Raw genomic sequence first — 24,941 nt, 5'->3', positions numbered from 1 at the left:
CGCCGCGCGGGTGTGGGTCGTGGTCATCACCCGATCACCACCCGGGGACGGCTGCGCACCGCATCGGAGATCCGCAGCAGGATCGCGACGATGATCCAGTTGGCCACGAGCGATGATCCGCCCGCGGCGAGGAACGGGGTGGTCAGCCCCGTCAGCGGGATCAGCCGTGTCACGCCGCCGACCATGATGAACACCTGCAGCGCGATCGTGAAGGACAGCCCGGTCGCCAGAAGCTTGCCGAAGTCGTCCTGACCGGCCAGCCCGATGCGGATGCCGCGGCTGGTGAAGACCATGTAGAGGCAGAGGATCGCGAACACCCCGATGAGGCCCAGCTCCTCGCCGAGGCTCGGCAGGATGTAGTCGCTCTGCGAGAGCGGCGTGATGTAGGGGCGACCCTGACCCAGGCCCGTGCCCAGCAGACCGCCGTGGGCGAGCCCGAAGATCCCCTGCACGAGCTGGTAGCTTCCGCCGCTGCGCTCGATCACCTCCGGGTTGAACGCGTCGAGCCAGTTGGTGAACCGGCCGCCGACGTAGGGCAGCACGCGTGAAGCGAGAAAGGCGCCGGCGGCCGCGAGCAGCACGCCGATGACGACCCAGCTGGTCTTGCCGGTCGCGACGTACAGCATCGCCACGAACATCCCGAAGATGAGCAGGCCGGTGCCGAGATCCCGCTGCAGCACGATGATCCCCAGGGAGACCAGCCAGATCACCAGGAGCGGGCCGAGCTCGCGGGCGCGCGGCCAGGTGAGCCCGAGGAACCGCGTGCCCACCGACGTGAGGCTCTCGCGCGTGCGCACCAGATAGCCGGCAAAGAAGATCGCCAGGGATATCTTGGCCAGCTCGCCGGGCTGGAACGAGAAGAACCCGAGCGAGACCCAGACATCCGCGTTCGCGTCCGTTCCGAGGCCGGGGACGATCGGCAGGATCAGGAGCACGACGCCGACCAGGCCGGCGATGTACGTGTAGCGGAAGAGCAGCCGGTAGTTGCGCAGCAGGAGCACCACCGCGATCGCACCGCTGACCGCGATGCCCGCCCAGGCCAGCTGCTTGGTCGAGTACGCGTCCCACCCGTGCAGGTCCAGCGCGATGTCGATGCGGTAGATCATCGCGATGCCCAGGCCCGTGAGCACGGTTGCGATGGGCAGGACGAACGGGTCGGCATCCTGCGCTCGCAGCCTGAGCACGATGTGCAGGGCGAGCACCAGCGCCATCAGACCGCCGCAGTAGATCAGGAAGGTGGCGTCGATCGCGCCCAGCGCGCCCAGCTGCACCAGTGCGACGGAGGAGGCGTTGATGGCGAAGGCGAAGATGAGCAGGAACAGCTCGCGGTTGCGCTGGGTCTGTGGCACCCGGATGCGGCGCAGCGCACGGATGACGGCGGTGTCGGCGGCGATCGACTCGGTGCTGCGGGATGGTGCGCTCATCGGGTGGCCTCCGCAGAACTGCGCAGCCGATCCACGATGGCCTCGGCGTCGGCCAGTGAGCGCGCCGAGATGGTGCGCTCGACGGTGGCGCGACTGAAGGAGGGAAGGTCGGCCAGCAGGATCTCGGTGTCCTCGTACGGTGTGGACAGCGCGATCGGACCGATGTTCTGCTGGATCCCCTGGAAGATCACCACGGTGTCCTCGTCGGCACCGACGTAGTAGCGCGTCTGCGTCCAGTTGTAGGCCGCGAGCAGAACCCCCGCGATGAGCACGAGCACCAGGACCAGCCCGACGATCCAGCCGATGCGCCGACGCTTGGCGCGGCGGCGATCCTCCTCGATGAGCTCCTCCAGGAACTCGGCCGCCGGTTCGAAGTGGCTCGGCTCGTTGGCCGCCTGCCGGTTCGGGTGCAGCCATCCGCTGCGTCCGGTCCGCGCGGCGGGCACCTCGACACCCAGCGGGTTGGAGGCGGAGCCGACGATGGTGGGCGTGCCGGAGAAGATCGGATGCTGCCCGCCCACGTCCACCAGGACGATCGTGACGTTGTCGGGCGCTCCGGCATCGAGCGCCTGCTTGAGCAGATTGTCCGCGGTGCGGCCCGGTGCCAGCCCGAGCGCCAGCGCCTTGGCGGTGTGCGCGTCGTCGATGACGCCGCACAGCCCGTCCGAGCACAGCAGCCAGCGATCCCCGGGCTGGGTCGGCATGATGAAGGTGTCCAGCTCGGGGTCGGGGTCCATGTCGCCCAGCACGCGCATCAGCACCGACCGGCGCGGGTGGAACCGTGCCTCTTCCGGTGTGATGCGACCCGAGTCGACCAGGCGCTGCACGAAGGTGTGGTCGGTCGTGATCTGCGTCAGCGCGTCGTCGCGGTACAGGTAGATGCGCGAGTCGCCGATGTGCGCGATCACCGCGTAGTCATCGACCATGACCAGCGCGCTCACCGTGGTGCCCATGCCCGCGAGCTCCGGCTTGATGTGGACGGTGTCGATCAGCTCGACCGCGGCATCCGCGATCGCATCGCGCAGTGCACGCTCGGCCTCGGACGTGGACTCGAACGGGTGGTCCACGCGCTCCAGGCGTGCGATGGCGAGGCTGGAGGCGACATCGCCGCCGGCGTGGCCGCCCATTCCGTCGGCGACGGCGAACAGGTTCGACCCGGCATAGCCGGAGTCCTGGTTGTTGGAGCGCACCTTGCCGGTGTGCGAGATGGCGGCGCTCGAACCCTGGAAGACCATGTGTGAGGGGTCCGCTACTTCCGCAGCTCGAAGGTCGTCGCGCCGACCTTGATCGGTGCACCCGAGATGATCGGCACCGGAGAGCTGACGCGGGCACCGTCGTGCCAGGTTCCGTTCGTGGAGTCCAGGTCCTGGATCATCCACTGCTCGCCCCACAGCACGAGACGCGCGTGGTGGCTGGACGTGTAGTCATCGCGGATCACCAAGCCGGATTCGCTGGAGCGTCCGATGGTGAGCGGCTCGGTGCCGAGCGGCAGTTCGAGTCCGGCCTTCGGCCCGCTGGTGATGACGATGCGCGAGACGGTCTCGGTGGTGGCCCGTCCGCCGCGCGCGCCGGACGGCGCTGCCCGCTGCGGGGCGACCGGCGCCGTGGCCCGTGCCGCCGCGGCCGGCGCTGCGACCGGCTCCGGCATCCGTCGCACCTTCACGCCGAACAGATCGGCGCGCAGGGAGTACACCACCGCGAACACGAAGAACCACAGCAGCAGCAGGAATCCGATGCGCAGCAGCAGGAGGGTCAGTTCGCTCACCGCAGCGGCCCCCCGTCGCGAAGGTCGTAGGCGCGGGTCGCGTCGGCGGCCGGCTGCACCGGGCGTGCCGGGGCGGCCTGCGCGACCACGCGGAAGACGATGTCGGTGCGCCCGATCGTGACGGTCGAGTCCGGCGGAAGCGCCGCCTCGGTCACCTTGCGCCCGTCCAGCAGGGTTCCGTTCGTGGACTGCAGGTCGCGCACCATCGCGCGCTCGCCGTCCCACAGGATCTCGACGTGCTTGCGGCTGGTCCCGGAGTCCGAGATCGTGATGTCGGCGTCGCTGCCCCGGCCGATCACCGTGCGGGATTTCACCAGCGGATGCCGCTTTCCTTCCACATCGAGCACACCGCGCCACGCCACGCGGCCCTCGGCGGTGGAGGAATCCACGCGCAGGGTCCCGGTGGACAGCTGCGGGTCGCGCTCCAGCGTGATCGACACCGGTCCGGCGAACGAATAGCCCTGGGACTTGGCGTGCTTGTGCACGAGGGTGTCCAGCTCTTCGCCGAGGGCGCCGCCGAGGGTGCGCATGCGCTCGTCGTCGGCGGTGGACAGATGCACGGTGAAGGAGTTGGGCGCCAGGATCCGGTCTCGGCTCACGATGGCGGCCTTCTTGTCCAGTTCGCTGCGCAGTGCGGAAGCGATCTCGACGGGCTGGATACCGCTGCGGAAGGTCTTCGCGAACGCGCTGTTCACGGCGCGCTCGAGACCCTTCTCGAAGCTGTCAAGTAGTCCCACACGACTCCTTAGGCAGGGATGCCAGTCGGTACATGCTAATTGCATACGCTGTGCGGAGCTGGGAACTGCGTCCTGCGGGCGGTGCGCACGGCCGGGGCGGCGCAGTTCCGCGGCCCGGGGGCGGATCCGACGGAGCCGAGACGCCGGATCGCTGCCGTCCTGACCGGTGCGCGGGCACGCGCCGAGGCGGGGGTCCGACCGCGATGCGGGGTCTGGCCGCGCGCGTGATATCCTCGGCAAGTTGAGTTGCGCAGTATCTCCGGATGCCGCATCTCGCGCGAGTGGCGGAATAGGCAGACGCGCTGGCTTCAGGTGCCAGTGCCCGAAAGGGCGTGGGGGTTCAACTCCCCCCTCGCGCACGACACGAAGAAGGCCCCCGGAAACGGGGGCCTTCTTCATTCGTCCGGGTGACCGGTGGCGGACAACCGCCCCCTGCCGCCCGTCTCGGCTACTCCAGCGTGGGCACCAGCACCAGCACGATCTCCTCGGCATCCCGCCCGAGGCCGGGCGCGAAGTCGATGTCGCGGGAGACCTCGGTGAACCCGACCTTGGTCAGGACGGCCACGGATGCCGCATTGTGCGCGGCGACGCGGGCGAACAGCGGCCGTTCCGGTTCGCGGGAGACCAGCCGCCGCAGCGCCTCTGTCGCGAGACCGCGACCCCAGGCGTGCCGCGCGATCCAGTACGTGACCTCCCGCTCGCCGTCGGCGGAGAAGAGCGCCGCCGTGCCCGCGAACCCGCCACCCTCGGTCACCACGTAGAGCGCGACATCCGCGGTGGCACGCTGCCGGGCGATCCACTCGTCGAAGACGTCCCGATCGTTCGGGTCCGCGGCGGTGAACGCGGCCATCTCCACGGCGGCCTCATCGCGCATCATCTCGAAGATCGCGTCAAGGTCATCCTCGTCGAGGTCGCGCAGTTCGATGTGACTCACACCCACAACGCTAGCGAGGGGCGGCGACAGGCGTCAGTGGTCAGGCCAGCCCGTGCAGGTCGCGCAGGATCGCCTCGGCGCGAATCCCGTCGCGCGACGCGACGGCATGGCGGAACTCCACGTACCTCTCGGTGCGCTGGATCGGACACTGAACGAACGGGTGCCATCCCGCCAGGTTGCGCCGGATGGCCAGCTCTGCTTCGCGCATCACTCTGAGAAAGACCACGTTCTCGCTGTCCGCGATGATGCGTTCGAGGAATCGCGACGTCGCCGCCATGATGCCGTCATGATCGTCGATGCGGGATGCCGCGATGATCGCGTCCGCGTGCTCCAGACTGTGCGCGAGGGCTTCGTCGGAGCAGCGCCGCAGGGCCAGCAGCAGCGCGTTGCCCATCATGTACACGAAGAACTCGTTCGTGTCCGCGTGCGTGCGCTCGCCCGGCACGGACACGCGCGTGTAGCGATTGGGGAAGACCTCGACCAGCCCGGTCCGCTCCAGCCGCTGGAGTGCTTCCCGGACCGGGGTGCGCGAGACTCCCAGCTGCCCGGCCAGCTCCTGGTCCCGCAGCCGCTCGCCGGCGCTGAGCCGACCGTCGAGGATCGCCTCGCCGAGGAGCGAGTACACCTCATCACCGAGGACGCTGCCCTGTGGTTCGAGGGGAGGAAGGGACGATCTCATTGCACTCGTATTTTACGTCCGATCGACGGACGATTCCGGCTGACGGATTTCCTCGCCGAAAGGCCGATATATCGATAGAGTGTGCGATGTCACGCCACGCGTGGCCTATCCGGGGGGATCCGTCGACGCCCGGGCTTCGAGTGTCTTCTCTCAGCCCGGGCGGACGATGGCGACATGCAACATTCGTGTCACCTTCTTTCCCGAGTTTTCCCGCTATCAGCCCAGTTTTCGGTACCCTGATCGGGACTCGACGCAGATGGCGCGGGCACAACAGAACGGCAATACATGAGTACCCAGGGCACGGTCAAGTGGTTCAACGCGGAGAAGGGCTTCGGCTTCATTGCTCCTGATGACGGCGGCGCTGACGTCTTCGCGCACTACACCGCGATCCAGTCGGGCGGTTACCGCTCGCTTGAAGAGAACCAGCGCGTCGAGTTCGAAGTAGCCCAGGGCCCGAAGGGCCTGCAGGCTGAGAACATTCGTCCGGTCTGATCGGTTGACACGCGGCGCTCGCGCCGCGACATGCGGGGCGGGTCGCGTCCGATTTCGGTGCCGGCTCGGCCTTCGAACCGGCTCGGCCACGCACCGGCTCAGTCGCGCTCGCCCCGCATGAGTTCCACCCCTGCCCCGGCGAACTGCCGCAGCGTCGCATCGGGCAGGAACGCGCGGGTCAGTCCCGCCCCGATGCGGGTCAGGTCGGTCTCGTCGCGGAAGAGCAGGTACATCGTCTCGTACCGCGGGTGGAACTTCTCCTTGAACCGGTGGAGCGAGCCGAAGCCGTATACCGGCTCGAGCATCTTCGCCAGCCAGTCCGAGAGACCGGCGATGGCCCCGGCATCCGGCGGGTAGTCATGAGAGAGCGGCGCACCGGAGAGGGACATGATCTGGGCGCCCTCCTCGGAGAAGTGCTTCGCCGACGAGCCGATCAGGAATTCCATCACGGGACCGAATCCGCCGTCCCGGCGCCGCATCAGATCCAGCGTCCAGCCGCGCGCCTTTCCGTCATCGCCGAAGATCGGCAGCCATGACAGGAAGCCGTCCACGTCGCCGTTCGCCGAGACGGCCAGCGCCAGCCGAACCTCGGGGTCCTTCGCCTCGTCCAGGGTGCCCAGGGTGAACCCCATCTCCGGCAGCCCCTTGTCGCCCACCCACATCTCGGAGATGGCCCGCAGCTGCTGCTGGACTCCCCACGGCTCGTCGGACAGCCGCGTCATGCGGAAGGTCACATCCTCGCGGGCCGCGCGATTGATCGACGTGCGCACAGCCGACCATGCCTTGCCGGTGAACTCCAGACCGGGCAGGTCGACGATCGTGTCGTCGGCGACAACGAGGTTGCGCCACGACTCGGGGACCGCCGCCTTGGTCGCATCGCCGGCGCTGAAGAAGCACGGGATCAGGCCGGCACGTTCGGCCATGGTGATGAACTCCTGGACCGACTGGGCGCGTGACCGCTCCGGTCCGAGGGGGTCGGCCAGAGCGATCGCCACTCCCGCCCGCTTCTGGTAGGCGACGATGCCGTCGGTCGTTCGGGCGTAGCTGTTGCCGCGCCACGTCGTCATCCAGGACAGCGTGCCGCCTCCGTGCGCATGCAGTGCGGTCTTCACGTCCTCGACCGACGGCTCGGGCCCGGTGCCGATCGTCGCCTTGCGGTGAGCGGCGAATGCGCCGCGCACCCACAGGAGGTAGACCAGCAGAACGCCCCACAGCGCGGACTGCGCGATGGCCACGCTCACGTCGCCAACGGAGCTTTCGATCTCGGCGCCCGGCACGAACACGAGCAGCGCCACGAACAGCACGCCGGTCAGGACGTTGAAGGCGCCCAGGATGATGCTGATCACCCACGCCCACCGCCGGCCGCGACGCAGCCCGTTGGCCACGATCAGCACCACCACGATGTCGATCCCGATGTCCAGGATCGATCCTCCCCGCGCCGTGGTGCTGCCGAACGGCCCGTCGGTGGGCACGAGGAAGGTCAGGATCTCGACGGCGAGCAGGGCCAGGATCGTCGCGAACGCCAGAAGGCGCTGTTCGCGCATCGTCGTGCGCTGAAGTCGCAGCGATCGGTCCACGAACAGCACCAGGACCACCGCAACTGCGTGCTCGAGGTCGGCAAGGGATCCCCAGAACAACAGGCTCACCACGGTGAATCCGAGCAGGACCACCCAGGCGCGCACCCGCCATGGGGCGCTCAGCAGGCCGGCGGCCGCCGCGAGGCACGCCATCGCCCCCCCGGAAGGACCGACGTCCAACGCCAGCGCCTCAGCCTGGGCCCACGGCCACGGCAGGAATGCGAACAGCCACACCAGCAGGGCGCTGGCGAAGATCGCAAACAGCTGACCGACCGTGTAATACGCGATGGCGACCCGGGAACCACGCCGGAACTCGAGATATGCCATTCCGACGAAGCTGCCGATGGTGAGGATGTAGACCAGCGGGTGGTTGACGAAGAACGTGCCGGTGATCGGGGTCCACCATCTCCCGTCCAGGAACGCAGGCAGACCGTAGGCGACGTTCTCCCACAGCGGCGAGTCCTGGAACGGGGTCCACAGTCCCGCGGAGAGGACGCCGACGACCAGGAGCGAGGCGACCAGGATCAGCGTCGCCGGTATCCGGCTCATCACGACGAGCAGGGGACGGCGCGGCGTGGTCTGGACGTCGGTCATGGCTTCACGATAGCGGCGTCGGCGCCGGCCCCCGGCGCGCGGCCGACCGGCTCACCGTCCGGCGAGACGGTCGTAGTCGGCGAGGGCTTTCGCGTCCTCGGCGTCGCGCATCGCCCGCCGGGCGGCATCCAGCGCGTCGACCGGATCCTGCATCTGGCGGGCCGCGGCCAGTTCCCGCTGCGCGGAGATCAGTCGCGAGCGGGCGTCGGCGCTCGCCCGGACATGACCGAGGGATGCTTCGGCGTGCGCGACCGCGTTGCGGGCCGCCGCGAGGGTCCCGGGCAGAGCGGTGCGGGCGCCGCGGAGGCGCTGCTGCGCGGTGCGCGCGTCGCCGAGTGCGAGGTCGAGGCGATCGCGCAGCCGTGCGACGCGATCGATCGTCCGGGTCGGCCGCTGCGCGGCATCCGCCTCGAGCGAGGTCAGCTCGGCTTCCAGAGCGCGCAGTTCCGAGCCGAGGCGAGCGGCATCCGCTGGCTCCAGCTGGTCGCGCGTTGCGAACGCCTGCCGCAGGGCGGTGCGCGCCGCGGCGATCTCACCGGTGACCGCCTGCGCGGCCTGCGTGGCCAGCCGGTGCGTCTCCTCCAGGGCGCGCGCCTCGACCTCGGCGCGGCGCAGGGCCCGCTCCGCCTCCGCGAGCTCGACCAGCGCGGTGCGGGTCGGATCCTCGGCCGTGCGGGCCGCGCTCGCGAGATGACGGGCCGCCTCGTCCGCGTGGTCGACGGCGGCGCGCGCGGCGCGGGATGCATCCGTCCACTCGTCCTCGGCGAACCGCGACGACAGTTCGGCGACCAGAGCAGCAGGGTCGCCCATGGTGGCGCGCAGAGCGGCCAGGCGCTGCTGCGCGGCCGCGATCTGTGCTGCCGCGGAGACATTGGCGTGCACCCAGCCGGAATGCTCGGCCCGGGCGGCGGAGATCGTCGCGAGTGCCTCGGCGCTGCGCCGCTCGATCCGCGTCGAGACGCGCCTGATCTCGTCGGGAGTGGCGTCGCGCTCGGCGATCTGCCGATACTCCTCGAACGAGGCATCCCGCACGTGCTGCGCGGTCAGGCGGGCACGGCGCAGGGATGCCGGCGCACCTCCCCCATACAGCGCCCCGGAAAGGCCGACCTCGAGGTCGAGCTCGTCAACGGCATCATCCAGCGTCACGAGGGCCGCACCGGCGCGGGCGCGCAGGTTGTCTGCGGCCGCCCGAGCCCGCGGGGAACGCCGCGCCCGGCGGATCGCCCACACCGCCACCACCACCGCGATGGCCGTGGCACCGAAGACGATCACCGCAGGCACCGCCCACGCGAGCACCCCGCTGAGGACCTCAGGCACCGGCATCCCCGATCAGCAGCAGATGCCGCAACTCGTCCACCGTGGCCACCGCCGCCTGCGCGCCGGCCGCCTCGTGCGGCCAGCTGAACCCCCAGCGGACGAAGATCACGGGCACGCCCCGCTCGGCGCCGCCCTCGACATCATGGTGCCGGTCGCCGACGAGCACCGGGCGGCTCGTGTCCACGCCCGCCGCCTCCAGTCTGCGCAGCGCTTCGGCGACGATGTCCGCCTTGGCCGCCAGCGTCCGCTCGTCGGGGGTGGCTCCGACGATCGCGGTGAAGCACGGTGAGAGGTCGAAATGATCCATGAGCGCCGCGACCTGCACCTCGGGTTTCGAGCTGGCGGTGGCCTGGGGCACGCCGTCCTCGGCGAGCTGCCTGATCAGCTCGCCGACCCCGGCGAAGAGCTTCGCGCCGGCGGTATAGCCGTCGGCTTTGCCCAGCACCCGGTAGAACGCGACGGCCTCCGCGGCCTGGTCCGGAGTCATGCCGCCGGTGACCTGGAACGATTGGAACATCGGCGGTCCGATCCAGTGGACCAGCTCCGCCCTGGTCGGCGCGGTCTTGCCGAAGTGCTCGAGCGTGACGGCCAGGCGTCGCAGGATGCCCTCGGAGGCATCCACGATGGTGCCGTCGACATCCCAGAGCACACACGTCCACGGCGATCTATTCCCCATGGCACCAGCCTATGCGGGCACTCCCGCCGGCGAGATGGCGCCGCCCACGGCCGTTCACTTGTCCTGGATGTACCGGAAACCGCTCGGTGCGCGTACATCCAGGACAAGTGAACCGCGGGGGTGCGCGTGCGTTCGCACCGGGAACCGGCGGTCAGAACAGCCGCGGTGCGCCGGAATCGACGCCCTTCATGCCGTCGTAGTCCAAGGTGACGCAGCGGATGCCCCGATCGGCGGCGAGTACACGCGCCTGCGGTTTGATCTCCTGCGCCGCGAACACGCCCGTGACGGGTGCCAGATGCGGGTCGCGGCCGAGCAGCTCGAGGTAGCGCGTGAGCTGCTCGACTCCGTCGATGTCGCCGCGGCGCTTGACCTCGACGGCGACCGTGCCGCCGGCGGCATCGCGCAGGAGCAGGTCCACCGGGCCGATCGCCGTCGGGAACTCTCGACGCACCAGGGTGAGCCCTTCGCCGATGACTGCGACCTGCTCGGCCAGGAGTCGCTGCAGATGAGCCTCGACGCCGTCCTTGACGAGCCCCGGATCGACGCCCAGTTCGTGCGATGTGTCGTGCACGACCTCATGGATGCGGACCAGGAGGGCATCGCCGGTTTTGGTGTGCGCGACCTTCCACAGCTCGACCACCCCGCCCGCGGCGTCAGCTTCGGTGGGCGCGGAGACCGTCAGCGTGCACGGCGGACTCATCCAGTTCAGAGGCTTGTAGCTGAGCGAGTCACTGTGAACCAGGACTGAGCCGTCGGCCTTCACCATCAGCAGTCGGGTGGCGAGCGGCAGATGCGCAGTGAGACGTCCCGTGTAGTCGACGGAGCACCGGGCTATGACGAGTCTCATTCCTGCTACGGTACCGGCCGCGCGTGCGGCAGTGGAACGTGCCGAGGGCGTCGCCCTAGCGGTTGCCTCCGGCTCGGACGCGGTCGATGATCGCGTCGATGCGGTCGCGGATCTCGGTCCGCGAGCGCACGGGTCCCACGGAGGGACCCTCGTCGGTGGTTCCCCAGGGGACAGCACATCGAACTCCAGGTCGCGGTCGGGTCTTCTCCGACGGGCGAGTGCCGTCGATGAGCAGCTGTGCGCAGCGACGCCACACCTCGGGGTTCGATTCCCGGGTGATGTCCGCGACCTTGCCGACCATGAAACCCAGGAAGCAGACTTCCTGGCCGCTGAAGTCGGGACGCAACTCGCCGCCCTCGACGGCGCCGGCAACGAGCCGGTCCCCCGTCGGAATGAATCGGCGGCCCAACTCATCGGCGAACCGCGCGTTTCGGCCCGGCGCGGTGAGGATCGCGTCGAGACCGCGATCGGAGGCGCGTTTCTCCATCACCCCGAGCAGCAGATGCCTGATCGCGTCTCCGGCGTCGGAGATCAGGGAATGGTCAACCCCGCTCGGACGGCGCGTGCGACGCAGCGGCGTCCACGGTCGTTCCGGGCAGCGGCTTGGCGGCGCCCGACGCGAGTCCGGAGGCGATCGCCAGCCCGACCAGGATGTAGAGCGTGTTCAGCAGGCCGATGTGCTCGCTGATGAACCCCAGGATGGGCGGCCCGCACAGGAAGGAGATGTAGCCGATCGTGGCGGCCGCGCTCACGCGCGCCGCCGCCTTGGCCGGATCATCGGCGGCCGCCGACATACCGAGCGGGAAGCCGAGCGAGACGCCCGCTCCCCAGAGCGCCGCCCCGACGAACACCAGCGGGATGCTGGGGGCCAGGATGAACAGCAGCAGACCCGCCGTGGCCAGAACGGAGAGCACGCGCAGGATCCAGACCCGACCGAACCGGTCCACCAGCGGACCCCCGAAGACGCGCACGACCGTCATGCTCACCGAGAAGACCGTCAGGCCGAGCGCACCGACAGCCTGAGTGGCGCCGTGGCCTTCGACCATCCCCAGCGCGAGCCAATCGTTGGCGCCGCCTTCGGCGAATGCCATCCCGAGCATGATGACTCCCAGCGCGTAGGTGCGCGGTTCTCGCCAGGCGGACAGCGCGGTGTGGAGCCGTGTCTGCCAGCGGGACTTCGGTCCGGCCTCGACCCGGTCGAGCGTGATCTCCCGGGCGGGAACGTTGGCATGGGAGGCGAAGGCGATGACCACGATGACGACGGCCATCACCGAGGTGTGGACCAGCACGTTCAGCCCGATCGTCGCGGCGAGGGCGCCCAGGCCGGCGCCGATCACCGTGCCGACGCTGAAGAATGCGTGGAACAGCGGCAGGATCGTCTTTCCCACCTGCTTCTCGATCGCGGCGCCCTCGACGTTCATCATGACGTCGACCGCCCCGTTGCCCAGGCCGAACAGCGCCAGACCGGCCACCACTGCGACGTACGAGTGGAGCACGTCGGTGCCGACGCCGATGACCGCCACCCCGAGCGCGAACACCAGGATCGCTCCGAGCATGCCGCTTCGCGCGCCGAACCGCGCCAGCACCAGCGTCGCCAGCGACAGACCCAGAATCGAGGCGATGCCCGCGCTGAGGAGCATGAGGCCGATCTGGATGTTGTCGACGTCCAGCGCGACTTTGATGGCCGGCACGCGTGATGCCCACGTCGCGATGCTCAGACCGCTGGCGAGGAAGATCGCGAAGATCGCGGTGCGCCACCGCACCAGTTGCGCGCGGGCGAGCTCGAGTTCCATGCGGGCAACCTTAGCGAATCGATTCGATTCCATCAGTGTCCGCGGCCGGTCGAATCGATTCGGTCCCGTGCCGCAGCCGCGGGGTAGCATCGAGGCGCCATGACCGCTCGCAGACCCACGATCAACGACGTCGCCCGCCGTGCCGGTGTCTCGCCCTCCACCGCGTCCGTGGTCTTCAGCGGCAAGACAGCCGTCTCCGATGCCACCCGCCAGCGGGTGCTCGACGCCGCGGGCTCACTGGGTTACACCGGCCCCGACCCCCGCGCGGCGTCGTTGCGCCGCGGCCGCTCCGGCATCGTGGGGGTCGTCTTCGAAGAGCACCTCGGCGCCGCGTTCCTCGACCCGGTCAAGACGCTCATGATGGACGGTCTGACCGACGGGGTCGCCTCCCTCGGTGCCGGCCTGCTGCTGCTGCGCGACCGGGCGCCGCTGGGCACCGAACCGTCGCTGACCACCGCACCGCTGGACGCGGCGGTGCTCGTGGGGTGCAGCGGCATGCTGCGCGAGTCGCTGGACGCGGTCCAGGCACGGGGCATCCCGGTCGTGGTGATCGAAGGGGACGCCGGCGACGGCATCCCTCAGATCCAGCTCGACAACCGCGAGGCGCAGCGCCAGGCAGCCAGCCACGTGCGCACCCTGGGTCACACCCGGGTCGCCCTGGTCACGTTGCCGGCGCACGGCGGATGGGTGCGCGGCCGGCTCGGACCCGAGGCGGCGATCACCGTCGACGTCACGCGCGAACGATTGGCCGGTGCGCGCGAGGTCTTCCCCGATGCCCCCGCGTACGCGGCGCAGGGCAGCTCGATCGACGAGGGACTGGCGGCCGGGCGCGCACTGCTGGCCGATCCGCTCACCCGTCCGACCGCCGTTCTGGCGCAGAGCGATCTGCTCGCCGCCGGGGTCATCCGTGCCGCGGAGGAGCTCGGCCTCCGGGTTCCAGAGCATCTCAGCGTCACCGGATTCGACGGGATCGTGGTGGACGGGTTGGCACCGTATCGACTGACCACGCTGGTCCAACCCGCCGCCGAGAAGGGCCGCGCCGCGGGACAGGCCGTCGCTGCCATGCTGGCCGGTCAGCCCGCCGCATCCATCCGTTTCACGTGCGTCTTCCGGGTGGGAAACACGACCGGTCCGCGCGCCTGAATCCGCCCCCCGCACGGATCCCGTCGCGCGGGGAGCGTGGATTCGCGCGGTTACACTTATTCGGACACGCCGATCGCCCGCGCCGCCGCCCCCGAGCCGTTCGGCCGACGAAGACCGAGGAGGCCGCATGCTGGTCCTCCTCGGCGCGTTCGCGCTCGTCCCACTGCTGCTGCCGTGGCTGGTCCGACGCATCGGAGCGAGAGCCTTCTACGGCGCGGCGCTGCTGCCCATCGCCGCGTTCGGCTACACCGCGGTGCAGACGCCGGCCGTGCTGGCCGGAGACATTCCGTTCGAGGCATTCGACTGGATCCCCTCCCTCGGCATCGAGCTGTCCGCCCGCCTGACCACGCTGTCGTGGATGATGGCGCTCATCGTGACCGGCGTGGGTGCCCTGGTGATGCTCTACTGCCGGTGGTATTTCCGCGGCAAGACCGAGGGCGTCGGTCAGTTCTCCGCGGTGCTTCTCGGCTTCGCCGGCGCGATGTACGGACTCGTCATCACTGATGACCTCATCGTCCTGGTGATGTTCTGGGAACTGACCAGCGTCCTGTCGTATCTGCTCATCGGCTTCTACAACCGCCGCGCGACCAGCCGTCGGGCCGCGCTCCAGGCGCTCCTGGTGACCACCCTCGGCGGGTTGGTCATGCTCATCGGGGTGGTGCTTCTCGTGGTCGACACCGGCACATCGAGCATCTCCGCGATTCTGACCGCCGCGCCCACCGGGGCCGTCGTCGACGCGGCGCTCGTCCTGATCCTCGTCGGCGCGCTCAGCAAGTCGGCGATCTTCCCCTTCCACTTCTGGCTCCCGGGCGCGATGGCCGCTCCCACTCCGGTCAGCGCGTATCTGCACGCCGCCGCGATGGTCAAGGCCGGCATCTATCTCATCGCGCTGTTCGCCCCGGTTTTCGCCGCCTCCGCCCCGTGGCGACCGATCGTCGTCGGGCTCGGCGCGCTGACCATGGTGCTCGGCGGCGTGCAGGCTCTGCGCGAGACCGACCTCAAGAGGATCCTCGCCTTCGGCACCGTCAGCCAGCTGGGCTTTCTGACGGTCGTGCTCGGCTACGGCATCCAGGATGCCGCTCTCGCAGGTCTGGCCCTGCTGATCAGCCACGCGCTGTTCAAGTCGGCGCTGTTCCTGGTCGTGGGCGTCATCGACCGGCAGCTCTCCACACGCGACATCGGGGAGCTGAGCGGAGTCGGCCGTCAGGCTCCGGTCATGGCGACGTTCTCGTTCATCGCCATCGCCTCGATGGTGGGGGTCATCCCGACGATCGGCTTCGTCGCCAAAGAGACGATCCTGACCGCCTTCCTGCACGAGGCTCAGGGCGGCGCGGTCTGGGGCATCGTCGGCCTGATCGGCATCGTCCTGGGATCCATTCTTACGGCGGCATACGGCATCCGCTTCCTGTGGGGAGCGTTCTGGACCAAGAAGGTGGCCGCACCGGCCCCCGAGGACCCCGAAGCGCTGCGCGTGGCCGCCGCTCGGCTCGGGCCGGCACGCGGCACTGCGCTGCCGCCGACCGAATGGCCGGACCCCCCGATCGGATTCCTCGGAGCCCCCGTCCTGCTCGCCGCGCTGACCGTCGTGGCCGGGCTCGCCGCCTCTGTGCTGGACCCCGTGCTGGCAACCTACGCGGCGCTGGCGCCGGCGTCCTCCGCGGGGGTGGCGGCGCCCGCGCATCCTGCGCATCTGGCCCTCTGGCACGGTCTCGAGCCGGCGCTGTGGATCTCGCTCGGCACCATTGCGGCCGGTGCCGCACTGTTCTGGCTGGTCGGGACGACGGGCTGGAGTCGGCGGATGCTGCCCTTCACGGCGGCGGACATCTACAACGCTGCGCTGCGGGGCATCGCTCGGCTCTCGGTCGTGATCACCACCTTCACCCAGCGCGGCTCGCTCCCGGTGTACGTCGGCACCATCTTCGTGGTCTTCGTCGCCGCCGAGGGCACGGCACTGCTGCTCGGGACGGAGTGGACGGCCAAGCTGGACGCCTTCCAGACCCCGATGCAACTGGTCGTCGCTCCGCTGATGATCGCCGCCGGTCTGCTGGCCGTGCGCGCCCAGAAGCGCTACAGCGGCGTCGTCCTGGTCTCGGTGACCGGGCTGGGCATGGTGCTGCTGTTCGCCACGAGCGGGGCCCCCGACCTGGCTCTCACGCAGATCCTCGTCGAGACGGTCACCCTGGTCGCCTTCGCCCTGGTGCTGCGCCGGATCCCCTCCCGCATGGGCGAGCACAACGCCTCGGTCTGGCCGGTCGCCCGCGCCGTCCTGGCCGCCGCCGTCGGGGTCACCATGGGCGTCATCGCCATCGTCGCGACCGCCGCACGGTCGGCCAAGCCGATCTCCGACTCCTTCCCGGAGCTCGCGTACGAACTCGGCCACGGCAAGAACGTCGTCAACGTGGCGCTGGTGGACCTGCGCGGGTGGGACACGATGGGTGAACTGTCCGTGCTCATCCTGGCTGCGACGGGAGTGGCATCGCTGGTCTTCGTCACCCACCGAGCCGACACCCTCTCGCTCTCCACCGCGCTGCCGCCCGCAGCGGCGCGCACACGGCGGCCGCTCGTCGAGACCGACGAAGGGGTTCGCCCCCGCGGCGACAGCGCCGGCACCGAGCGGATGGCCTGGCTCGTCGGCGGCCAGCGTGTGCGACCCGAGAACCGGTCGATCATGCTCGAAGTGGTCGTGCGCGTCCTGTTCCACTCGATCATCATCGTGTCGCTGTACATCCTCTTCGCCGGGCACAACCTGCCCGGGGGCGGATTCGCCGGCGGGCTGATCGCCGGGATGGCGCTGGTCATGCGCTATGTGGCCGGCGGTCGCTACGAACTCGGGGCCGCCGCCCCCACGGACGCCGGTCGACTGCTCGGCACGGGAATGTCGATCGCCGTCGCCTGCGCGATCATTCCGCTCTTCTTCGGCGCACCACCGCTGACCAGTGCGTTCTTCGAGATCCAGGTGCCGATCCTCGGACACCTCGAGTTCGTGACCTCGACGTTCTTCGACATCGGGGTGTACCTGGTGGTCATCGGCCTCGTGCTCGACGTGCTGCGCAGCCTGGGAGCCGAGGTCGACCGCCAGACGTACGAGCTGAGCCTGCCCTCCGCATCCGGCACGTCGAACGCGCGCAGCGGGGTGAGCACCTGATGGATGTCTCGCTCGTGCTGATCATCGTGATGGCTGTGCTGTTCGCCTGCGGCGTCTACGCGATGCTGGAGCGGAGCCTGACCCGCGTGCTGATCGGCTTCCTGCTGCTGGGCAACGCGACGAACCTGCTGCTGCTGATCGTGATGGGCCGCCCCGGCGTCGCTCCGTTCTTCGGCGCCGCCGCATCGCCCGAAGAGATGTCGGACCCGCTGCCGCAGGCCCTCACGCTCACCGCCATCGTCATCACCTTCGGGATCTCGGCGTTCCTGCTCGCGCTGATCTATCGCTCCTGGCAGCTCGGCCAGGCCGACACGGTTGAGGACGACGCCGAGGACATCGCGCTGCGCGCACGCGGCGCGGTGGCCGAGGACGCGATGGACGACGAGACCGAGCTGGTCAGCGACGACACCACCACGGACTTCCTGGGGACCGAAACCGCGCCGATCACGCTGCTCGGCAGCCGGGATTTCGCGGGCATCCGCGACGACGCCCCCACCGACCGACCGGCCGCACGGCGCGACGAGCCGCCGCGGCGCATCAGGCCCCCCGAAGACGGGAACGACTCGTGAACGCCCTCGTTCCTCTCCTGGTCACCCTCCCGCTGCTCGGCGCCGCGGCGGCGCTGATCGCGGGGCGGCACCGCAAGGCACAGGTGGCGGTCTCGGTCCTGACGCTCACTGCGGTGCTGGTGATCGCCGCTGTGCTGCTGGTGGTCGTCGACGTCGGCGACGCCCCCCTCGCCGTCTCGGTGGGCAACTGGCCGATCCCGTTCGGGATCGTGCTGTACGTGGACCGCCTGGCGGCCCTGCTGGTGGTCGTCTCCAGCGTCGTCCTCCTGGCGGTGCTGCTCTTCTCGGTCGGCCAGGGCGCCGCCGACGGCGATGACGACACGCCCGTCTCGATCTTCCACCCGTCGTATCTGATCCTGGCGGCGGGCATCTTCACGGCGTTCATCGCCGGCGACCTGTTCAACCTCTACGTCGGGTTCGAGATTCTGCTCGTCGCGTCGTACGTTCTGATCACCCTCGGCAGCACCGAATCCCGCATCCGCACCGGTGTCGTCTACATCGTGGTCTCGCTGGTCTCGTCGATCCTGTTCCTGGCCGCGATCGCGGTGATCTACGGCGCGCTGGGCACGGTCAACATGGTGCAGATCTCCGAGCGGATGATCCAGCTCCCGCAGCAGACGCAGACCGTGCTGCACATCCTGCTGCTGCTCGCATTCAGCATCAAGGCGGCCGTCTTCCCGCTGTCCTTCTGGCTGCCCGACTCGTATCCGACCGCTCCGGCTCCGGTCACGGCGGTCTTCGCCGGCCTGCTGACCAAGGTCGGCGTCTACGCGATGATCCGCACCGAGACCGAGCTGTTCCGCGACAACGACGTCAACCTGCTGCTGCTGATCGTCGCGCTCGCCACCATGATCGTCGGGGTGCTCGGCGCGGTCGCGCAGGCGGAGCTGAAACGCATCCTGTCCTTCACGCTGGTCAGCCACGTCGGGTACATGGTGTTCGGCCTGGCGATCGCGACCCCGGCGGCGATCGGCGCGACGATCTACTACATGGTCCATCACATCGTCGTGCAGACGACGTTGTTCCTGGCGGTCGGGCTCATCGAGCGCAACGCGGGCAGCACGTCGATTCTGCGGGTGAAAGGACTGATGCGCGCGGCGCCGGTGATCGCCGTGCTCTACTTCATCCCGGCGATCAACCTCGGCGGACTCCCGCCGTTCTCCGGCTTCATCGGCAAGTACGCGCTGTTCGACGCGGCCGCAGAGGTGGGCACGCCGATCATGCTCGTGCTGATCGTCGGCGGAATCGTGACCTCGCTGCTGACCCTGTACGCGCTGATGCGGGCATGGAACCTGGCGTTCTGGCGCGAGGAGGACGACTCCGCCGAGACCGAGGCGCGCATCTCCTATCTCGGCGGTGCCCCCGCCGCCGCCGTGGAGACCGAGCGTCGCGTCATCCCCCGCATCATGACCGCCGCCACCGCCGGCATGGTCGCGGTCACGGTGGCGCTGACGATCTTCGCCGGACCGCTGTACGCGGTGTGCACGCGCATCGGCGCGGCGCTGCTGGAGCCGGTGAGCATCTCGCAGCTCGAGGACGAGGCAGGCCGATGACCGCGCCGATCCATCACACCTCGCGCCCCCGTCATACCGCGGGGCACGAGGCGGGCGACCCGATCCGCGGCGCCGCCCGCGGTGGGTCCGGAGTGCTGGGCGGCAAGCGCGGCGTCCTGCAGCAGGTGTGGCGCCAGCTGCCGTTCTTCGTCTGGCTCATCGCGCTGTGGATGCTGCTGTGGGGACAGTTCACCGTGCTCGCGTTCGTCACCGGCCTGATCGCCGCGGTGGCCGTCACCCGTGTGTTCCGGCTGCCGCCGGTCGAGCTCTCCGGGCGTGTCAACATCTGGTACGGCGCGATCTTCGTGGTCTCCTTCCTGTCGGCCGTCGTCCGCGGCTCGCTGACCGTGGCCGCGCAGGTGCTCGACTTCCGCCACCAGCCCGGCACCGCCATCATCGCCGTTCCGGTGCGCATCGACGACGACCTGATCATGACGCACACGGCGATCACGGCCTCGCTGATCCCCGGCTCCCTCATCGTGGACGCCGACCGCGACCGGCGCATCCTCTACCTGCACGTCATCGGGGTGCGCAACGCCGAAGACGTCGAAGCGCAGCGGCAGGCCGTGCTGGGGTGGGAGCGCCGCATCGTGATGGCGGTCGGTTCCCGCGCACAGGTCGCTGCTGTCACGTCCCGCGCAGGCACGTCCGGTGCGGCCGCCGCTACGGACACCGGCTCGGGAGGGGCGCCATGAACCCGCTGCTTGTGGCCATCTACATCGTCTTCGGCGTCGCCGCGCTCCTCACGCTGTGGCGGATCGTGCTGGGTCCGTCGATCCTGGACCGGGCGGTCGCCTCCGACGTCCTCCTCACCGAGGTCATGTGCGTGCTGGGTGCCGACATGGCCATCAACCAGCACACCCGCGCGCTGCCGGTGCTGCTGATCATCGCCGCGGTCGGCGTGTTCGGTTCGATCTCGATCGCGCGCTTCGTGGCGAGGAAGGACAACGTCGACCGATGACCGCACTCATCTCGCGATCCGTCGCCTGGGCGGCGACCGTTGCGGACGGCGTGGACACGCGCGCGCCCGCACCTGTGGAGATGTGGCTGGACGCCACGTCGCTGGTGCTCATCCTCTTCGGCGCGCTGCTGTGCCTGACCGCCGCGATCGGCCTGCTGCGGTGGCGTGATGTGCCGACCCGGCTGCATGCCGCGACGAAGCCGCAGGTGCTCGGACTCATGGTGATCTGCCTGGCGATCGCCCTGTCCCTGCGTTCCTGGCCGGTGGTGGCATTCCTCGTGCCGGTGGTGCTGATCCAGTTCGCCACCGCTCCCCTCTCCGCGCACATGGTCAGCCGGCAGGCCTACCGCAACGGCACCGTCGACGAAAGCTCGCTTCTGGTCGACGAGCTCGCCGAGTCCCGGCGGACACCGCCGGCGGCCGGCGGCTGAGCAGTTCCTCGCGTCAGGATGCCGGGACCAGGGTCAGCGTGTGCGTCGTTGCGGCGTCGACCGCGCTGTCGCTGAAGGCCCATGGCGTCAGCTCCACCCGCTGCCACGTCGGGGTCTGGTCCACGTAGTTCGGGTGGAAGGCGTGGCCGCTGGCGCCGGTGAGATGGTTCCAGCCGGATTCGTCGAAGTCGGACAGATCGATCACCATGCGCATCGACGGGACCGTGATCGTCTCGAACCCGCCGCCGATGTTCCAGCCGGTCGCGTTGGCCACCGACGTTCCCCCGCCGACCCGGTACGGTCCACGATTGAACAGCATCTCGATCGGCGCGATGCCCGAGGACCCGAAGGTGCCGTTCCTCAGCGAGAGGGCATGCAGGGAGCCCCAGTTCCATTTCGCCGGGTTGTCCCCCTGCAGCTGGACCAGTCGGTCGTAGGCACGGTCCGCGGCGTACGCGAGCATCTCGTCCCGGCCGCGGACGCCCAGCTCGGCGTTGGTCCACCACTGCGCGTCCGGGTCCTCCAGAAGCCGGTCCACGACGAGGAAGAGACGACTCTGCCCGGTGACCGGCGCCGGCGAATCGCGTCCCGCGACGAACAGGTCGGTCACCAGCTCATCCCACAGCACGTTCGCGTAGGCCGCGGCATCCGAATCCGCGCTGTTCTGGGCGTCCCAGGAGCGCAACAGGTCCAACGCCGCGTCCGGTCCGCGGCGCCCGGTCTGGATGTCCTTGTATGCCGAGGCGAGCTGCCTGCCCATCGCGAACTCGTTGTCGGCCTGGATCTCGCGCATATCCTCGGCGTTGAGCTCGCCCATCGCGGACTTGCGCTGAAGGAGGTCGACGATCCGCGCGGCGCGCCAGCCGTAATCCCAGTCGTCGGTCAGGAAGTACGGGAACGCGTCCGTCACGATGGCGTTGTTGGCTGTGACGATGTAGCCGGCGGCGGGATTGAGCGAGCTGGGCAGCTCCTCGAACGGGATGAAGCCCTGCCACGCGTACGCGGAGTCCCAGCCCGGCTGGGGCAGTGAGCCGTCGCCGGCGCCGCGGATGGGCAGCATGCCGGGTGTCTGGTAGCCGATGTTGCCGTCCACGTCGGCATAGACCAGGTTCTGCGCCGGCACGTTGAACCGGGCGGCCGCGGCGCGGAAATCGTCGAAGTCCTGCGCCACGTTGAGGTCGAAGATGGATGCCGCGGTGGTGCCGGGAGTGAGCGCGGTCCACTTCAGGCTGACCGCATAGTCCCCCTCCGGCGGCGCCGCCGGCTCGGCGGCGACCCCCTGCGTGCCCATCATCGGGTCCGCGGCCATGGCGTCGAGGGCGGGGGTCAGGCCGGACACGATCGGTCCGTTGACCGTCGAGCGGATCCGCAGTTGGACGTCGTCTCCGCCCGCGACGCGGATCGTCTCGGCCCGCTCCTGCAGCGGGACCAGCTGTCCGTCGCGCCAATAGGAGTCGCCGTCCACCTTCTCGAGGTACAGGTCCGTGACATCGGTGGTCAGATTGGTGAAGCCCCACGCGATGCGGCTGTTGTGCCCGATGACCACACCCGGCACGCCCGAGAACGCGAAGCCGGACACGTCGAACGGACAGCTCTGCGTCATGGCGCGACACTTCAGGGTGACCTGGTGCCACACGCTGGGCAGCGTGGCGCCCAGGTGGGGGTCGTTCGCCAGCAGCGGCATCCCGGTCTCGGTGAGCTCGCCCGACACCACCCACGAATTCGAGCCGATACCCTCACCGGCGCCGCCGACCAAGGCGCTGACAGCAGCCAGCACGCCCTCGGCTTCGGTCCACTCGACCGACGCGGTGACCGTCCCGGGGCCGGCCGGAGTCGTCGCGCCTGCGGACCCGGTCGTGGCGATGGTGGGAACGATCACGGGGTGACGATCGTATGGATACCCGGGGTACAGCTGCGCGACCTCCTCGGGCGCGAGCCGGGTCGCCAGCAGCGCCCGTTCGCTCTCGGTCTCGAGGTTGGAGCGCAGATCCCAGGCCATGGCCTTCAGCCATGCGACGGAGTCCTCGGGCGTCCACGGCTCGATCTCGTAGTCGGCGTTCTGCAGTCCGAGGACCGCGTACTCCAGCGATGCGTCGGCACCGTCGTGATCTGCGAGATAGGCGTTCACCCCGTCGGCATACGCCTCGTAGTAGGACGCGACCGCCGGCTCCAGCGCAGCGACCTCGGCTGCCGCGACCTCCCGCCACCCGAGGGTGCGCAGGAACGAATCGGTCTGCAGCTGGGATGCGCCGAACAGCTCGGACAGGCGGCCGCTGGTGACGTGACGTCGGAAGTCCATCTCCCAGAACCGGTCCTGCGCGTGCACGTAGCCCTGGGCGAAGAACAGATCGTCGCTGCCGGACGCGGTGATGGTGGGGATGCCGAGCTCATCCCGCTGGACGACCACGTCGCGGTCCAGACCGGACACCGCCACCGTGCCGTCCAGCTGCGGGAAGGATCGCTGAATGGTCCAGACCACGAAGCCCGCCGCGACCAGCGCGATCACGGTGAGACCCGCGATCAGGCCGAAGACCGTCATGCCGAGCGTGCGTCCGATCGAGCGCTTTCCCGGGCGCTCCGGCTGCGAGGTCGGCAGCGGGGCGGTGGCGGGCTTCAGCATCGAAGGGCTTTCATCGGTTCCGGGGGAGACGCGGTGTCATCCGCCGCGGCCCTCAGTCCCACGGGTCCGGTCGCGCGGGCACTGTCTGGAATGCTAGCCCCACACCGCCCGATGTCGAAGTCACGGCCCGCCTCGTGCGCACCCGGGTCGTGCCCGTCGAGTCAGTCGGTGCCGGCGTCGTACATCACGGACTCGGATGCGGCTTCGATCGCCTCTTCGAGGGCCTCCGCCTCGGCATCCGCCGGTGCGGCCGATTCGGTGATCTCGTCCGCTTCACCGGAGGTGATGCGGCCGACCAGGGCGCCGGTGGCGCCGCCGATCATTCCCAGCCCCGCGTACTGCTCGAGGCGGGCCCGCGAGTCGGCGATGTCCAGGTTGCGCATGGTCAGCTGGCCGATGCGGTCGGTCGGGCCGAACGCCGCGTCGCCGACGCGCTCCATGGACAGCTTCGCGGGAGCGTAGGAGAGGTTCGAGCCCGTCGTGTCCAGGATCGTGTAGTCCTCACCGCGGCGCAGTCGCAGTGCGACCGTGCCGTTGATGGTCGAACCCACCCACTTCTGGATGGACTCGCGCAGCATGAGGGACTGCGGCTCGAGCCAGCGGCCCTCGTACATCAGGCGCCCCAGCCGGCGCCCCTGCTCGTGGTAGGTAGCGAGCGTGTCCTCGTTCAGGATGCCGTTGACCAGACGCTCGTAGGCGATGAACAGCAGCGCCATGGCGGGTGCCTCGTAGATGCCGCGGCTCTTGGCCTCGATGATGCGGTTCTCGATCTGGTCGCTCATGCCCAGGCCGTGTCGCCCGCCGATCCGGTTCGCCTCGTGGACGAGTTCGACCGGGTCGGCGTACTCGACGCCGTTGATGGCGACCGGCCGACCCAGCTCGAACGTGATCGTCACGTCCTCGGTCTCGATGTGCACGGCCGGGTCCCAGAAGCGCACACCCATGATCGGCTCGACGGTCTCGAGCGAGACGTCCAGGTGCTCGAGCGTTTTGGCCTCGTGTGTGGCCCCCCAGATGTTCGCGTCGGTCGAGTATGCCTTCTCGGCGCTGTCGCGGTAGGGGAAGCCGTGCTCGGTGAGCCACGCCGACATCTCGGCGCGACCGCCGAGCTCGGTGACGAAGTCGGCGTCCAGCCAGGGCTTGTAGATGCGCAGGCGGGGGTTGGCGAGCAGGCCGTAGCGGTAGAACCGCTCGATGTCGTTGCCCTTGTAGGTGGAACCGTCGCCCCAGATGTCCACGCCGTCGTCCTTCATGGCGCGCACGAGCAGCGTGCCGGTGACCGCACGGCCCAGCGGGGTGGTGTTGAAGTACGTCTTGCCGCCCGAGCGGATGTGGAAGGCTCCGCAGGCCAGGGCACCCAGACCCTCCTCCACCAGCGCGGTCTTGCAGTCGACGAGGCGTGAGATCTCGGCGCCGTACTCCAGCGCGCGGCCGGGGATCGCGTCGATGTCATCCTCGTCGGGCTGACCGAGATCGCCGGTGTACGTGCACGGCACAGCGCCCTTGTCGCGCATCCAGGCCACGGCGACGGATGTGTCCAGGCCCCCGGAGAAGGCGATGCCGACGCGTTCGCCGACGGGCAGGGACTGGAGCACTTTCGACATGGACTCCAGCTTATCGTCGGCGCTGGGCCTCATCCGGCCCGCCGGTGAGCAGGTCGCGCAGTACGCCCGAGAATTCGCGG

22 protein-coding genes and 1 tRNA gene are annotated in these 24,941 nt (G+C 69.5%); 9 read left to right on the top strand and 14 right to left on the bottom strand.

Annotated features, from left to right (window positions below; translation table 11 throughout):
* Nucleotides 1–26: 26 nt before the first annotated feature.
* Genes NQ152_RS04315 through NQ152_RS04300 form a run of 4 tightly spaced genes read right to left on the bottom strand, consistent with a single transcriptional unit; the run spans nucleotide 27 to nucleotide 3,926 of the window.
* The gene (locus tag NQ152_RS04315; RefSeq protein ID WP_257500945.1) at nucleotides 27–1,424 is read right to left on the bottom strand and encodes an FtsW/RodA/SpoVE family cell cycle protein; all 1,398 of its coding nucleotides are present in this window, start codon (nucleotides 1,422–1,424) and stop codon (nucleotides 27–29) included.
* Nucleotides 1,421–2,659: a PP2C family serine/threonine-protein phosphatase gene (locus tag NQ152_RS04310; RefSeq protein ID WP_257500944.1), complete on the bottom strand. Its 1,239-nt coding sequence runs from the start codon at nucleotides 2,657–2,659 to the stop codon at nucleotides 1,421–1,423. The genes NQ152_RS04315 and NQ152_RS04310 overlap by 4 nt, the downstream gene beginning before the upstream one ends.
* Nucleotides 2,660–2,673: 14 nt before the next feature.
* Nucleotides 2,674–3,189 carry an FHA domain-containing protein gene (locus NQ152_RS04305; protein ID WP_257500943.1) on the bottom strand — a complete coding sequence of 172 codons (516 nt, stop codon included), beginning with the start codon at nucleotides 3,187–3,189 and terminating at the stop codon, nucleotides 2,674–2,676.
* A complete protein-coding gene (locus tag NQ152_RS04300) occupies nucleotides 3,186–3,926 on the bottom strand; it encodes a DUF3662 and FHA domain-containing protein (RefSeq protein WP_257500942.1) in 741 nt (246 codons plus the stop codon). The genes NQ152_RS04305 and NQ152_RS04300 overlap by 4 nt, the downstream gene beginning before the upstream one ends.
* Before the next feature lie 275 nt (nucleotides 3,927–4,201).
* Between NQ152_RS04300 and NQ152_RS04295 the strand changes: the two genes are divergently transcribed.
* Nucleotides 4,202–4,285, top strand: a tRNA-Leu gene (locus NQ152_RS04295).
* 89 nt (nucleotides 4,286–4,374) lie between these two features.
* Here the strand turns inward: NQ152_RS04295 and NQ152_RS04290 are convergent.
* Nucleotides 4,375–4,860: a GNAT family N-acetyltransferase gene (locus tag NQ152_RS04290; protein WP_257523136.1), complete on the bottom strand. Its 486-nt coding sequence runs from the start codon at nucleotides 4,858–4,860 to the stop codon at nucleotides 4,375–4,377.
* Between the two features lie 40 nt (nucleotides 4,861–4,900).
* Entirely contained in the window at nucleotides 4,901–5,539 is a 639-nt protein-coding gene (locus NQ152_RS04285) for a GntR family transcriptional regulator (RefSeq protein ID WP_257523135.1), read from the bottom strand.
* A gap of 285 nt (nucleotides 5,540–5,824) precedes the next feature.
* On the opposite strand from NQ152_RS04285, the gene NQ152_RS04280 reads away from it, so the two are divergent.
* Nucleotides 5,825–6,031, top strand: coding sequence for a cold-shock protein (locus NQ152_RS04280; RefSeq protein ID WP_091485579.1), 207 nt, complete (start codon nucleotides 5,825–5,827; stop codon nucleotides 6,029–6,031).
* Nucleotides 6,032–6,129: 98 nt separating this feature from the next.
* On the opposite strand, the gene NQ152_RS04275 is transcribed toward NQ152_RS04280, so the two are convergent.
* The 6 genes from NQ152_RS04275 to NQ152_RS04250 form a co-directional block, all read right to left on the bottom strand.
* Nucleotides 6,130–8,202, bottom strand: a complete 2,073-nt coding sequence (locus NQ152_RS04275) for a bifunctional lysylphosphatidylglycerol flippase/synthetase MprF (protein ID WP_257523134.1) — start codon at nucleotides 8,200–8,202, stop codon at nucleotides 6,130–6,132.
* Nucleotides 8,203–8,253: 51 nt separating this feature from the next.
* Nucleotides 8,254–9,525 carry a hypothetical protein gene (locus NQ152_RS04270; RefSeq protein ID WP_257523133.1) on the bottom strand — a complete coding sequence of 424 codons (1,272 nt, stop codon included), beginning with the start codon at nucleotides 9,523–9,525 and terminating at the stop codon, nucleotides 8,254–8,256.
* Nucleotides 9,512–10,195, bottom strand: a complete 684-nt coding sequence (locus NQ152_RS04265; RefSeq protein ID WP_257523132.1) for an HAD hydrolase-like protein — start codon at nucleotides 10,193–10,195, stop codon at nucleotides 9,512–9,514. Before NQ152_RS04265 ends, NQ152_RS04270 begins: the two co-directional genes overlap by 14 nt.
* 151 nt (nucleotides 10,196–10,346) lie before the next feature.
* The gene (gene nucS / locus NQ152_RS04260; RefSeq protein ID WP_257500936.1) at nucleotides 10,347–11,042 is read right to left on the bottom strand and encodes an endonuclease NucS; all 696 of its coding nucleotides are present in this window, start codon (nucleotides 11,040–11,042) and stop codon (nucleotides 10,347–10,349) included.
* 55 nt (nucleotides 11,043–11,097) lie between these two features.
* Nucleotides 11,098–11,532, bottom strand: coding sequence for a hypothetical protein (locus NQ152_RS04255; protein ID WP_257523131.1), 435 nt, complete (start codon nucleotides 11,530–11,532; stop codon nucleotides 11,098–11,100).
* A gap of 52 nt (nucleotides 11,533–11,584) precedes the next feature.
* A complete protein-coding gene (locus NQ152_RS04250) occupies nucleotides 11,585–12,835 on the bottom strand; it encodes an MFS transporter (protein WP_257500934.1) in 1,251 nt (416 codons plus the stop codon).
* A gap of 99 nt (nucleotides 12,836–12,934) precedes the next feature.
* Between NQ152_RS04250 and NQ152_RS04245 the strand changes: the two genes are divergently transcribed.
* From NQ152_RS04245 to mnhG, 7 genes are all read left to right on the top strand, one after another.
* Nucleotides 12,935–13,978, top strand: a complete 1,044-nt coding sequence (locus NQ152_RS04245) for a LacI family DNA-binding transcriptional regulator (RefSeq protein WP_257523130.1) — start codon at nucleotides 12,935–12,937, stop codon at nucleotides 13,976–13,978.
* A gap of 127 nt (nucleotides 13,979–14,105) precedes the next feature.
* Complete coding sequence (locus NQ152_RS04240; protein ID WP_257523129.1) at nucleotides 14,106–17,123, top strand: Na+/H+ antiporter subunit A; 3,018 nt, start codon at nucleotides 14,106–14,108, stop codon at nucleotides 17,121–17,123.
* Nucleotides 17,123–17,692, top strand: coding sequence for a Na(+)/H(+) antiporter subunit C (locus tag NQ152_RS04235; RefSeq protein WP_257523128.1), 570 nt, complete (start codon nucleotides 17,123–17,125; stop codon nucleotides 17,690–17,692). The genes NQ152_RS04240 and NQ152_RS04235 overlap by 1 nt, the downstream gene beginning before the upstream one ends.
* Nucleotides 17,689–19,245 carry a Na+/H+ antiporter subunit D gene (locus NQ152_RS04230; protein WP_257500930.1) on the top strand — a complete coding sequence of 519 codons (1,557 nt, stop codon included), beginning with the start codon at nucleotides 17,689–17,691 and terminating at the stop codon, nucleotides 19,243–19,245. The genes NQ152_RS04235 and NQ152_RS04230 overlap by 4 nt, the downstream gene beginning before the upstream one ends.
* A complete protein-coding gene (locus tag NQ152_RS04225; protein ID WP_257523127.1) occupies nucleotides 19,242–19,940 on the top strand; it encodes a Na+/H+ antiporter subunit E in 699 nt (232 codons plus the stop codon). The genes NQ152_RS04230 and NQ152_RS04225 overlap by 4 nt, the downstream gene beginning before the upstream one ends.
* Nucleotides 19,937–20,206 carry a monovalent cation/H+ antiporter complex subunit F gene (locus tag NQ152_RS04220; RefSeq protein WP_257500928.1) on the top strand — a complete coding sequence of 90 codons (270 nt, stop codon included), beginning with the start codon at nucleotides 19,937–19,939 and terminating at the stop codon, nucleotides 20,204–20,206. Before NQ152_RS04225 ends, NQ152_RS04220 begins: the two co-directional genes overlap by 4 nt.
* An 80-nt stretch (nucleotides 20,207–20,286) precedes the next feature.
* Nucleotides 20,287–20,637: a monovalent cation/H(+) antiporter subunit G gene (mnhG, locus tag NQ152_RS04215; protein WP_257523238.1), complete on the top strand. Its 351-nt coding sequence runs from the start codon at nucleotides 20,287–20,289 to the stop codon at nucleotides 20,635–20,637.
* Between the two features lie 13 nt (nucleotides 20,638–20,650).
* Here mnhG and NQ152_RS04210 read toward each other — a convergent pair whose 3' ends face one another.
* Nucleotides 20,651–23,257 (bottom strand): penicillin acylase family protein, encoded by a 2,607-nt coding sequence (locus tag NQ152_RS04210; protein WP_257523126.1) that lies wholly within the window; start codon nucleotides 23,255–23,257, stop codon nucleotides 20,651–20,653.
* A gap of 161 nt (nucleotides 23,258–23,418) precedes the next feature.
* Nucleotides 23,419–24,861: an argininosuccinate synthase gene (gene argG / locus NQ152_RS04205; RefSeq protein WP_257523125.1), complete on the bottom strand. Its 1,443-nt coding sequence runs from the start codon at nucleotides 24,859–24,861 to the stop codon at nucleotides 23,419–23,421.
* Nucleotides 24,862–24,941 lie beyond the last annotated feature (80 nt).

Source organism: Microbacterium sp. zg.B48 (assembly GCF_024623505.1).
Taxonomy (GTDB): Bacteria; Actinomycetota; Actinomycetes; order Actinomycetales; family Microbacteriaceae; genus Microbacterium.
Note: the sequence above shows the minus strand (reverse complement) of the source record. Positions and strands in the feature narration are given on the sequence as shown.